We start from the raw sequence: 12,008 nt of genomic DNA, 5'->3' as shown, positions 1-12,008 counted from the left end.
CCTTGTCTCCCGCGACGGCGAAGATCGCCGGTGTTCGGTTGGGTCGCAGCGCGGTGACGATCCGCCAGTGGGCGCGCCGGCGTGGTGCGCGGACGCTGGGCCGGTGCGACCGCGAGGTGGTGTACGAGTTCGACGACTTGGCGACGATCGAGGGCTGCATCTGGCGGGAGGATGCGGTTCCTCCGACGCCGTAGGCCCGAAATGCGTTGCGTGCTCGGTTGGCGGCGGCCGCGTGAAGTGATCTGGGTGGAGGCCATGGTGGAGCTTCGGAAGCACCAGCGGGTGACGGCCCCGGCGGTGAGGCGCTGAAGGCCGAGGTGAAGCGTCGGTACGCGGACGGGGGAGTTGATTCGCACGCTGGCGACCTCGACGGCCGTTCGTACGGGTTCGTTCACCAACCTCTGGAGGAGGCGGGCGCGCTGCTGCGTCCTTGGGGCGGGGTTCGGAAGTGTGCCACTACGGCGTGAGCTGCTCCTGTCACGGGACAAGCAGGTTGATCAAGACACCGATGGGGATGGGCACGAGCACGCCCAGGGCGAAGAACATCCACTGCTGGCGACGCTCAGCGCGGACGGTCGCCTTGGTCTCTCCAACGAGGATCTGCCGGATCTTTTCGGCTTGCTCGCGGTTGACCGAAAGGAGCCGTTGCTGCTCCTCAGCCTGAGTGAGGAGGACTTCGCGAGCTGCCTGCTGAGCTTCCACGTCTCGCCGTAGGTCATCCATGAGGCGGACCACGTCGGTGAAGGCTCGGTTCACTCCATCAATCCTGTTCCGAAGACGCTGGCCGGGGTCTGGCTGGGCCTGATCCAGGTAGATCGACCTGCTTTGCGCCTCCAGGAAAACGGCCACGGCCCTGCAGGTGGATGAGCAGTTCCTGGCCGCCCACTGCGGTGTCGGACAACCGCCGTTCATAGAGGCTGTGCCTGCGCCGCGACTGAACCAACCCCGCAGTCCGGGCACGCGGCCTCCACGGTGCCGGTTCTGGCCCGGGGCCGCGCCGTCGTTCCCGCACGTAACACCTGGTCAATGCACACGCTGGCCAGGTGGGGGAACAACGCCGCGACCATCTCACTGATCAAGACGCCGCAGATCGTCGCCATCGACAGGTGACTTACTGGCTAGAACACCTGAATCGTGATCAGCTCAGCCGGGGTCCGATCACGGAAGTTGTGCCTGATCCCCTTACCCAGGTAGTGCTGCTTCCCGAGAGTCCCAACATGATCCGTGACGCCACGGCTTCCCCGACGGCAGGCCCATCGCGTTCATCGCCGAAGACGCGAGTACCGGGGCAGTGTCTCTCTACATCACGGGGAGGGCCGACCGGACCGAACCCACTAAGCTCGCCGACATCACCGGAGAGAACCCCCTGATGAGGAACACCCTGATCGGTTCTATGACGGCCGGCCCGACCGCAGTCAGCCCGTCACCGCGCTCACCATCGCCGTCCTCGCAGCACCTATAGAGCCCCCACTTCCCACAGCGTCCCGCGACGACCGACTCGTTGCACTGACCGACCGCCGCAGGGAAACGGTCCCGGCTCTGCTCCAGCGAGATCCCGGTCGGTCCTGGCGCCCCCGGGACATCGCCTGCTACCTGGGCGACATCACCCTCGGCACCATGTACAAACAGCTCTCACGATGTTTTCCGCCCCGATCCGTCGCGGCTCTGGCTGTTGCTACGGAGACTCCACGCGGCCGCTCGCCACCGATCGGACAACGGCCTCGTAGGTCCGTACGGTCCAGCGCATCTCCTCTACGGGGATTGGGTAGGGAGAGCCGCCGAGCGCGGCCTTCGCCCACTGCTCGCTATTGTCGCGAACGGCGGGGTGGGGCGGCACGAACTCGGTCACGGCGGGGGCGCCGCGGCGCTTGCGCACGACGTCCCAGCCCTGCGGGTCCTCGGGATGGTTGCGGTCGCGCACCTCGACCCAGCCTGATGACCCGACCAGCATCGCCCTGCCGAAGAAGGGCGTGGCGAGGACTGAGGTCAGCAGCGCCGTGGCCCCGCTCTCGAAGCCGATGGTGACGGTGAGGGTGTCGCCGTTGGGCAGCTCGCTGCCGAGCGTCGCCATCCGCGCCCATACCTGAGTAGGAGCGCCGAGCAAAGCTATGGACAGGTCGACCAGGTGGACGCCGGTGGCCGACAGCGGGCCGACGGGTGAGACCTCCGGTGACAACCGCCAGTTGCCAGGGTCCATGCCGAGGAACTTGTCCTGGCTGAAGGCACCCTCGAACACCAGCGGCGTCCCGAATTCTCCCGCCCGGACCCGGCGCAGGAGGTCGACCACCGGCGGCTCGAACCGCCGCTCGTGGCCCACCCCGAGCGTGACGCCGTGCTCGGCCACCTCGCCGAGCGCCCACTCGGCTTCTTCCCCCGATGTGCACAGGGGTTTCTCACAGAACACATGTTTGCCGGCCCGGGCTGCGGCGACGATCTGGCCGGCGTGCGCCGTGTGCGGGGTGCACAGCACGACGCCGTCGATGTTCGGCGCTTGCAACACCTCCTCCAGACTGTTCGCCATGCGCAGCCCGAGCTCTTCGCCCGCCGTCCGGCCGGCTGCGGAGGGGTCGGCGCCGAGTACCACGCTGACCAGACCGCTGCCCCTGAGCGCGGCCGCGACGGTGCGGCCCCACCAGCCGAGGCCGACGACGGCGACGCGGAAGGCCGCCGTCATGATGCGGCAGGAATGATCGGCACCAGCAGCCGGGCCGGTCGGCCGGGCCCGGCGTGCAGCGTGGTGCGACCGGTCAGGACCCGGGGGTCGCGGTCCACCGGATCGTCGTGCAGGAACGGTCCCGAGCCGCGCATCTGGTTCTTGAAGTTCGACATGCGGATCTCGGGCAGGTCCGGGTCGGCGAAGTCACGGCCGCCGACGGTCAGCGCCAGCCGGTGACCGGGCGGGATCACCAGACTGGTCGGCCACAGCTCCACCTCGACCTCGTAGACCACTCCCGGCTCGACCGGGTCGGCGCTCTCGTGCCGGTGGACCGGCCGGTACGGCAAGCTGCGTGCGGGGTCGAGCGCGCGATGGCTCAGCCGTAGCCATCCCTGGGTCGCCGGCGCGTGCGGATCGACCGCGCCCACGAAGGTGAGATGCCGGCCGGACTCGTCAAGCACCTTCAGGGTGAGGAACAGGTCGCAGTCGGCAGCCGTCGTCTCCACCCACAGGCGTGCGGCCAGCGGCCCGGTGATCTCCGTGGTCTCGGTGAACGGCGAGGTCTCGAAGGTCACGCCGTTCCCCATCGCGTCGAACTCGACCGTGCCCCCGGCGGGAACCGTTTCCGACAGCCGCCGGGCCGCTGGGTCGAGGAACATCTCCTGCCAGCGCGTCCGCGGGATCGGCCAGTCGTCCTCGAACCGCTCGGTGAAGGTGTCGTCGACATGGCGCACCTGCAGCTGGACCCGGGGGCGCCGGTCCCACCCGTTGTCGGCGCCTTTGAGGAAGTGGTCGAAGAACGCCAGCTGGATCTCGCGCCCGTAGTCCGTGTAGTACGTCGTCCAGTGCTCCAAGCCGTGCAGCTCCAGCCATTTCTGCTCCGAGGCCGCTTGCAGGAACCCTTCGACGTTGCCGCGCAGGTGCAGCCCCTGGCCGCCCCAGTTGCCGGCCGACAGCAGGGGGACGGTGATGCGGCTCCAGTCCGGTATGCGGGTCCGGTGGTAGTCGTCGATGAAGGGGTGCGCGCGGATGTCGCCTCCGAAGTCGACGCGGTTGGCCGCCATCTCCTCGTCGGTGAAGTCGTCGTCCCCGCAGACCTGCAGACCCGTCACCGGATGACGTGGACCGCGGCCGCCCAGGCCGTACTGCACCGTCTTCACCTGCTTGTCGTACCAGTGCTGCCAGAAGGTCGACAGGATTCCACCGTGGTGGGAGGCGTCCCGGTAGAAGTCGCTCGCCCCCTCCCACACGCAGATCGCCCGCAGATGCTCGGGCTGGGTCGCGGCGACCAGCCACTGGTTCATCCCGAAGTACGACACTCCCGACAGCCCGACGTTGCCGTCGCTCCAGGGCTGTGTGCCCGCCCACTCGACGCAGTCGTGGTAGTCCCGCGTCTCACGGGCCGAGAAGTGGTCGACGACGCTGGGCGAGCGCCCGCAGCCGCGCGAGTCGACCCGCACGACCGCGTAGCCGTGCGGAATCCACTTCTCGGGGTCGACGACCTCCCAGTTCTGGTACTGGTTGGTGGATCCGGCGGCGACGTCCGGGTGCTGCTCGGACAGCGTCTGCCAGGCCGTCGGGTAGCCGTCCTGGAACGCGAGGCCCTTGGCGTACGGGCCGTAGCTGAGGAGCACGGGGTAGCGGCCCTCGTCCTCGGGCAGGAACACGTCCGCCCGGAGGACGACGCCGTCGTCCTGGGGGATCGGGACGTCCCACAGGACGCGCATGCCGTCACGGTGGTCGGGGACGATGTCGTACGCGGGGGTATCGGACACAAGCCTTCCTTCGGGATGCGGTGGGGAGGTCGAGACGGTGCGCCCGTCAGGGCATGGCCACCACGAGGTCGACCGTGACGTCGCAGTCGGGGATCTCGTGCGAGCCCGGCGGCACCTCGAAGAACCCGCTCGCCGGGTAGCCGTCGGTGAAGGGCTCCTTCCACGCGTCGAGGAACGTCGGCAGGTCGGACATGTCCGTCAGGAAGGCGTCGACCTTCACCGTGTTCTCGATCGAGGTGCCGGCGGCCTCGCAGATCGCCGCCACGTCGTCGTGGATCCGGCGCACCTGGTCGACGATGTGCCGCCGCGTGTGGGGCATGCCTCTGCGGGCCGCGGCCGCCTCCGGCGACAATCCCTCCGCGGTCCGCCCGAGCTGGGTGGACAGGAACAGCAACGGTCCGGACCGGACGGCCTGCACCGAATGCCCCAGCGCGTCGAATGCGTTCGGCGCATGGATCACCTCACGGTCGCCGCCGTGCTCGGGCCTGGTGACGATCACGTAGATCTCGACGTTGCCGTGCTTGACTCCGCCGATGCCGGACACCGGCACGATCGCGCGGGCGGGCGGATCGACCGGCCACTGCTTCGCCCACACCTCGTCGATCGCCGGCAGGTTCCTGATGCCCTCCGGAGTGAGGTACAGCACGACCTTGACGACGTTCTCCCAGCGGCCGCCGGCCGCCTCCATCGCGACGCGGATCTGCCGAAGGGTCTCCTCGGTCTCCTGAGCCACCTGGTTGCCGTACCAGATGTGCTCGGGCACCCGGGCGTTCGGGTGCAGGCCGGTCGTGAAGTCGGTGGCGATGAACCCGGCCGAGAACAGCCACGGGCCGGCCTCGACGCCGATGGAGTACCCCCCGAGCGGGCTGTGGATGTCGTGCGCGTACGTCGACTTGGTGATGCCGGAGCCGGCGAGCAGGGACACGAGCTGGATCTCGATGTCGGCGTCGGCCCCGACCAGCCGGTCGACGGGCATGAGGCAGCTCGCCGGCCGATCCGACAGCAGGAACTCGTTGCGGCCCTGGATGTAGGCGTGGGCGACGCGTCGCCAGTCCTCCCAGTACAGCGCGTACGGGTCGCGGCCGGCGGGTTCCCGCTCCTGCAGGCCGTGGTACGTCGGCTGCCACTGGTTGATCGACACGCCGCGGTCCAGCGACGAGCCGGCGGCCTGCAGGGCCAGGTCGAGCCGGCGATAGGCCTCGCGCACCTGGAGCTTGACCGGGTGGCCGGTGCTCAGCGGCAGGCCCGGCCTGGGGCGGGCGGCCTCGGCGAGGCCGCCGGTCCGCCAGTCGACCGCGCTCATGGAGGCGGTGAAGGCGAACGGGCCGGCCGTGGCGACCGGCGAGCTCGGGTACCACTCGGGGAAGTCGGCGCCGGGGACGCTGAACACCTTACGGGACGACATAGGAACCGCTCTCCTTCTCGAAGATCACACTGTCCGGGCGTTTTGTGGCGACAACGTCATACTCAACACGATTTGACCGCTTCCTGCAGCGGGGTCACGTCTACGGCGTCGGCCGAGCCGGACTTGCCGAGGGCCGCTCCGTCCGGCAGCGTCAGGCAGCCCTTCTTCATGGCCTCCTCGGCCTGCGTAACCGCCGCCTTGGCCGCCTGCGGCACCTTGCTCTCCAGCTCGTAGAACGGTGCGAGGCCGCCGATGTCCTTCAGGCCGAGCTGCACGTTCTCGTTCTTCCAGCCGCCGCCCGCGACGTCCTCGACGAACTGGCCGGTGATCTCGCCGAGGCCGTACAGCGCGCTGGTGAGGATCGTCTTGGGGGCCTGCTTGTGGTCGTCGGCGTACTGGGTGATGACGTAGTGATCGGCCTTGTCCTGCGTGACCTGCGCCATTCCCTGGGTGGCCTGGTCCGTGGCCGAGAAGATGAAGTCGGCGCCCTGCGACACGGCCGCCTCGGCGGCGGCCCGCCCCTTGCCGGCGTCGGTCCAGCTGTTGATGAAGCTGCGCAGGACCTTGACATCGGCGTTGGCGTAGCGGGCGCCCAGCGCGAAGCCCTCCATCTCGTTGTTGAGCACGGGGAAGTCGAAGCCGCCGATCGTGGCCACGGTGTCGGTCTTGGTCATCGTGCCCGCGAGCACTCCGGCCAGGAACGAGGTCTCCTGGAAGATCGGCGTCACGGTCCGGACGTTGGCCGGGATGTCGGGGATCTCCTGGGCGATGCCGCCGAACTTCACGTCGGGGAACTGCTTGGCGAGCTGCTTGACGGCGTCGGCCGCCGCGCCGTTCGCGACCACGACCAGGTCGTAGCCCTGCTGGGCGAAGGCGCTGCCGAGCTGCTGGAACTGCTGCGGCGTGTCGAGGTTGTCGGACACCTGGACCTCGGCGCCGAACTTCCCGGCCGCGGCCTTGGCGCCCTCGGTCACGGCCTGGCCCCATGACCCGTCCTGGGCCGTTCCCGAGGTCAGGACGGCGACCTTGAGCTTGCCTCCGGCGTCGCCGGAGGCGCTCGGCTCGCCGCTCGTCTCCCCGCCGCAGGCGGCGAGGAGGAGCGCGGCGGCCGCCAGCGCGGCCACTCGGACGGGTGTGTGACGGAAGGGCCGGGGGACGGTGCGCATGGTGACCTCCAGGAGGAGTGGGGCCGAGGACGGGACGGGGGCGGATCAGCCGCGGCGGGTGGCCGGCACGTACGGCCGGCCCACCGCGGCGGGGTAACGTGCGCTCCGGCTGAGCGTGACGGCGACGATGGTGGCGATGTAGGGCAGGGCGAGCCACAGCTGGCGGGGGTATCCCTGCGCGAACGGCAGACTCTGTAGCTGGAACTGGAACGCGTTGGCGATGCCGAAGAACACGGCGCCCAGGACGATGTACGCCGGCTTGAACCGGCCGAGGACGACGACGGCGAGAGCGATGTATCCCTGCCCGTTGGTGATGTTGGGCAGGAACGCGCCGCTCTGGGTGAGGACGATGCAGGCGCCGCCGAGGCCCGCCAGCGCGTTCCCGGCGAGCAGGGCCTTCCAGCGGACGCGGATGACGTCGATCCCGGCCGTCTCGGCGGCGCGGGGCTGTTCGCCGGCCGACAGCAGCCCGAGGCCGAACCACGTGCCGTGCACGGCCAGCAGCACCAGCACGGCGGCCGCGACCGACAGGTAGAACAGGGGCGTCTGGGTGAACAGGGACGGCCCGACGACCGGGATCCGCGACAGGAGCGGTACCGCGTAACGGGGCGCGGTGGACACCTCGCCGACGCCGTTGAGGTAGCGGGCGAACAAGGTCGTGGTGAGGCCCAGCGCGACCAGGTTGAACAGGATGCCGGTCACGATCTGGTCGGTGCGCCGGGACACGTACAGGTAGGCCAGCACGGCCCCGCAGAGCGCTCCGACGGGCAGACTGACCAGCGCGGCCGCGGCGAAGCCGGCGCCGGCCTTGACGACGAGGGCCGCGGTGGCGGCGCCGATGAGCATGACCCCTTCGACGCCCAGGTTCAGCGTGCCCGACTTCTCGACGATGAGTTCGCCGAGCGCGGCCCACAGCACCGGTACGGCGAGCAGCACCCCGGTCGACAGGATGGTCACGAGGGCGGCCTGGCTCATGATGCACCCCTTGAACGCACGGTGATGGCGCCCGTCGCGATCAGGCAGATCACGAACACGCCCTGGACGATGAGCGACGCCGACGTGGAGACCCCGGTCACGGCGGGCAGCGAGTTGGCTCCCACGGTCAGGGCGGCGAAGAGCACCGCGGCGAGCGGGACGAGCCGGGGCCGCAGCCCAGCGAGCAGCGCGACCGCGATGCCCGTGTAGCCGTAGCCCTGCGCCGGGTTCTGGATGAGCGCGTGGTTGACGGTGAACACCTGGACGGAGGCGGCGAGGCCCGCCGCGGCGCCGCCGACGAGCATGACGGCGACCGTCATGCGCCGCATCGAGATGCCGGCGCGCAGTCCGGCGTCCGCGTTGCCGCCGAGCACGCGGACGGCGAAGCCGAAGCGGCTCCGATCGAGCAGCACCCACGCCAGCCCCGAGACCGCGAGCGCGACGAGCAGCGCGGTGGCGAACTCCCCGCCCAGCAAGGGGATCTGCGGGAGGTCGGTGCCCTCGTCGAACGCGCGGGTCTGCGGCGCGAGCGTGTCGGCCCAGGGCCCGGCGATCACCCATTCGGCGAGCAGGGCGCCGAGGAAGTTCAGCATCAGCCCGACGATCACCTCGTTGGCGCCGAGCGCCGCGCGCAGCACGCCGGTGAGGCCCGCCCAGACGGCGGCGCCGATCATCGCGGCGGCGACCGCGAGCAGCACGACGCCCAGCCCCCCGCCTCCTCCACCGACGGTGAACACCACGACGGTCGCGGCGGTCGCCCCGGCTGCCAGCTGCCCCTCGCCGCCGACGTTCATCACGCCGGCCCGGAACGGGATGAGGGCCGCGATCGCGACCATGGTCAGCACGCTGGCCACCTGCAGGGTCTGGTTCAGCGCGTACGGCGTGCCGAACGCGCCGGTCGCCATCGCCCGCAGGGCCTTCACCGGGTCGGCCCCGAGCACGGCGAACAGCACCGCCATGACCGCGAGCGCGATGACCAGCGCCGCGACGAACGCCAGTGGCCGGCGCAGCCGGGGAGGCGGCGTGAGACGCCGGCGATTCCCCTCGCCGCCTCCCGAACCGGCGTGCGCTGTCTGGACGGCGACGCCGCCCGCCCGCTCAGTCACGGCCCACCGCCGAAGGTACGTCGCCGCCTGTCATGGCCTCGGCGACCTGGTCGATCGTCAGATCCTCGGTGCGCCCCTCCAGCGCCACCCGGCCGCCGTTGAGCACGACGACCCGATCGGCGACGGCCCACAGCTCGTCGAGGTCGGCGGAGTTCAGCAGGATCCCGGAGCCCCGGTCGCGCAGCTCGACGATCCGGCGGAACACGAAGTCCGCCGCTCCGGCGTCAAGGCCGCGTACGGGGTGGGAGGCGAGCAGAAGGTCGGGGCCGTGAGCGAGTTCGCGGGCGATGACGACCTTCTGCTGGTTGCCGCCGGACAACGCACCCATACGGGCCTGAGGGTCGGGCGGCGAGACGTCGTGGTCGTCCAGCAGCCGCCGCGCCCACACGCGCATCCGGCCACCGCGAAGCAGCCCGAAGCGGCTGAACCGGCCGGCGGGCACGTCGACAAGCGCCAAGTTCTCCTCCAGCGACATTTCCGTGACGGCGTCCCAGCGGAGCCGGTCGTCCGTGACGATGCCGACGCCGTGCGCGCGCAACTGCCGGGGCGAGATCCCGGTCACGTCGCGTCCGCGTAGCCGCACCGTCCCGGACGAGGGCGTGACCAGGCCCGACAGGGCCCGCATGAGCTCGGTCTGCCCGTTGCCCTCGACCCCCGTGATCCCGACGATCTCTCCGGCCGACACCCGCAGACGGACGTCGTGCAGCGGCTTCGTGCTCCGCCCCGCCGGAAGGCTGAGGCCCTCGACCTCCAGGACGGTGGGGGGCTCGGCGTCCGGGTGTGGACGCCGGGCGGGCAGAGCGGGCAGTTCACGGCCGAGCATCGCGAGAGCGAGGCCGGCTCGGTCGAGCTCTCCACTTCGGGCGGTGGCCGCGACCGCGCCCTGGCGCAGAACGGTGATCCGGTCGGCGACGGACAGTACCTCGGTCAGTTTGTGGGTGATGATGACGACCCCGCGGCCCGCGTCACACAGCCGGCGCAGGGTGACGAACAGCCGTTCGATCTCGACCGGCCCCAGCACGGCGGTCGGCTCGTCGAGGATCAGCAGGTCGGCGCCGCGGTAGAGCAGCTTGAGGATCTCGACCTGCTGCTGCTGCTCGACCGAGAGCAGCCGGACCGGTGTGCGTACGTCCAGGTGCATGCCGAACCGCTCGGCCAGTTCCGCCACCTCCGCGGTCACCCGGGTGCGGCGCAGGCCCAGGCGGTGCCGCCGCTCACCGCCGAGAGCGACGTTCTCGGCCACGGTGAAGTCCGGCACGAGCATGAAGTGCTGGTGAACCATGCCGATTCCCCGGGCCAGTGCGTCGCGGGGAGAGCCGAAGGAGACCGGCGTGCCGTCCACCTCGATCCGCCCGGTGTCGGGCCGGTACATGCCGAACAGGATGTTCATGAGAGTGGACTTGCCGGCGCCGTTCTCGCCGAGAAGCGAGTGCACCTCGCCGCGGTACAGGGTGAGGTCGACGTCGCGGTTGGCGCGCAGGTTCCCGAAGCTCTTGCTGATGCCGCGCATCGTCACCAGCGGTGTGGCGCCGCCGGTCACAGCATGCCGCCCGTCTCGGCGAGGATCTCCCGGGCGCGTGCCTTCGCCAGCTCGGTGTAGGCGAACGCGGCCCGTTTGGCGGCCACGGTGTCCGCGGCTTCCAGCGCCTCGGTCAGTTCTCGCTGCACCTCGATGAACGCCTGCGAGGTGAGGGGGCTCGCGCCGAAGCTGCGCACCATCACCGCGCGCAGGCCGATCTGGCCGAAGGCGGCCGACAGTGCGGCGTTGCCGGCCAGACTCACCAGGTATTCGTGAAAGGAGAGGTTGGCGTCGACGTACCGATCGAAGTCGATGAAGTGGTCGCCGACCAGCAGGGTCGCCATCGTCTCGAAGCGCTCACGCAGACCGCCGAGGTCGGCCGGCGTCAGCCGCCCGGCCGTCATGTCGATCACCCCCGCCTCGATGGCGCTGCGGGCGTCGAACGCCTCGTCGGAGGTACGGACGTCGAACGGCGCCACGACGTAGCCGCGCTCGGGATCGCGGCGCACCAGCTGGTCGACCGCGAGCCGGGTCAGGGCGTAGAACGCGCTCGCCTTGTCCACGTCGAGGTCGTAGGCGAACTCGTCGAGGCTGAGCACGGTGTCGGCGCCGTAGCGGCGCTCCAGCAGGAGGCGCCGGGCCCGCCGGTAGGCCTCGTCGTCGCGCTCGAACTCGAACCGGCCGAAGCCTCCCCGGAAGTAGGTCAGTGGGCTGCCCTCGCGGGCGCTCGCGGCGACGACCTCACCGATGAAGATCGTGTGCGTTCCGCCACGCACTCGTTCCACCACCCGGCACTCCAGATTGGCGAGCGCGGCACTCAGCACCGGTGCGCCGAGCGCGCCCGGCACGATGTCGACACCGCGGAACTTGTCCCGGTGCGGTCCGGCGAACTGCTGGGCCAGATGCGCGGACCCCTCTCCCAGTACGTTCACCGCGTAGTGCCCGGCCTGCGACACCGCCGACGCCGTGGGTGCGGCGTTGTTGATGCACGCCAACATCAGAGGCGGCTCCAGTGACAGCGATGTGACCGAGCTGGCCGTCATGCCGTACATGTCGCTGCCGTGACTGGTCGTGACGATGGTGACGCCGCTGGCCAGGTGCCCCACGACGCGGCGGAAGACGACCGGGTCCACCGGCGTGGGCATGTGTTCGAGCTGGATGTCATCCGGTCGAGTCATCGGGCGTTCCCTCGTACTCGGTGAGCCGGCGACCAGACGCCGCCGGTGGCTTGGAGAGGAGTAGACCGGTGCACGCCCATAACGCGGCATGGCGGAACCCGTGAACTCTGCGGTGCCCGGATGGCGGATTCCGTCAGTGGGGAAACGGACGGCTCACGTCGATGACGGGTGGCGTGAGTGCGGACGGCGGCGATCTCACGCCGGCCGCCAGTGCGCGGGAGGCGGGTC

General features: G+C 70.3%; 10 protein-coding genes. 1 reads left to right on the top strand and 9 read right to left on the bottom strand.

Annotation, left to right across the window (positions count from 1 at the left end; genetic code table 11):
• The first annotated feature begins 242 nt into the window (after positions 1-242).
• Positions 243-467, top strand: coding sequence for a helix-turn-helix domain-containing protein (locus tag HHX41_RS42475; RefSeq protein ID WP_396795653.1), 225 nt, complete (start codon positions 243-245; stop codon positions 465-467).
• A gap of 10 nt (positions 468-477) precedes the next feature.
• On the opposite strand, the gene HHX41_RS34835 is transcribed toward HHX41_RS42475, so the two are convergent.
• From HHX41_RS34835 to HHX41_RS34795, 9 genes are all read right to left on the bottom strand, one after another.
• On the bottom strand, positions 478-849 hold the full coding sequence (locus HHX41_RS34835) for a hypothetical protein (RefSeq protein ID WP_182909344.1): 372 nt from the start codon (positions 847-849) through the stop codon (positions 478-480).
• An 826-nt stretch (positions 850-1,675) separates the two neighbouring features.
• Entirely contained in the window at positions 1,676-2,674 is a 999-nt protein-coding gene (locus HHX41_RS34830) for a Gfo/Idh/MocA family protein (protein WP_182909343.1), read from the bottom strand.
• Positions 2,671-4,431 (bottom strand): CocE/NonD family hydrolase, encoded by a 1,761-nt coding sequence (locus tag HHX41_RS34825; RefSeq protein ID WP_220504688.1) that lies wholly within the window; start codon positions 4,429-4,431, stop codon positions 2,671-2,673. The genes HHX41_RS34830 and HHX41_RS34825 overlap by 4 nt, the downstream gene beginning before the upstream one ends.
• Before the next feature lie 46 nt (positions 4,432-4,477).
• On the bottom strand, positions 4,478-5,836 hold the full coding sequence (locus tag HHX41_RS34820; RefSeq protein ID WP_182909342.1) for a RidA family protein: 1,359 nt from the start codon (positions 5,834-5,836) through the stop codon (positions 4,478-4,480).
• A gap of 62 nt (positions 5,837-5,898) precedes the next feature.
• The gene (locus HHX41_RS34815) at positions 5,899-7,002 is read right to left on the bottom strand and encodes a BMP family protein (protein ID WP_182909341.1); all 1,104 of its coding nucleotides are present in this window, start codon (positions 7,000-7,002) and stop codon (positions 5,899-5,901) included.
• A 45-nt stretch (positions 7,003-7,047) separates the two neighbouring features.
• Positions 7,048-7,977 (bottom strand): ABC transporter permease, encoded by a 930-nt coding sequence (locus tag HHX41_RS34810; protein WP_182909340.1) that lies wholly within the window; start codon positions 7,975-7,977, stop codon positions 7,048-7,050.
• Positions 7,974-9,083, bottom strand: coding sequence for an ABC transporter permease (locus HHX41_RS34805; RefSeq protein ID WP_169988014.1), 1,110 nt, complete (start codon positions 9,081-9,083; stop codon positions 7,974-7,976). Before HHX41_RS34805 ends, HHX41_RS34810 begins: the two co-directional genes overlap by 4 nt.
• Positions 9,076-10,623: an ABC transporter ATP-binding protein gene (locus HHX41_RS34800; RefSeq protein ID WP_182909339.1), complete on the bottom strand. Its 1,548-nt coding sequence runs from the start codon at positions 10,621-10,623 to the stop codon at positions 9,076-9,078. Before HHX41_RS34800 ends, HHX41_RS34805 begins: the two co-directional genes overlap by 8 nt.
• Complete coding sequence (locus tag HHX41_RS34795; RefSeq protein WP_182909338.1) at positions 10,620-11,780, bottom strand: flavin reductase; 1,161 nt, start codon at positions 11,778-11,780, stop codon at positions 10,620-10,622. Before HHX41_RS34795 ends, HHX41_RS34800 begins: the two co-directional genes overlap by 4 nt.
• Positions 11,781-12,008 lie beyond the last annotated feature (228 nt).

Origin of the sequence: Microbispora sp. H13382, assembly GCF_014161445.1 — a bacterium.
In the GTDB taxonomy this organism is placed as follows: domain Bacteria; phylum Actinomycetota; class Actinomycetes; order Streptosporangiales; family Streptosporangiaceae; genus Microbispora.
Note: the sequence above shows the minus strand (reverse complement) of the source record. Positions and strands in the feature narration are given on the sequence as shown.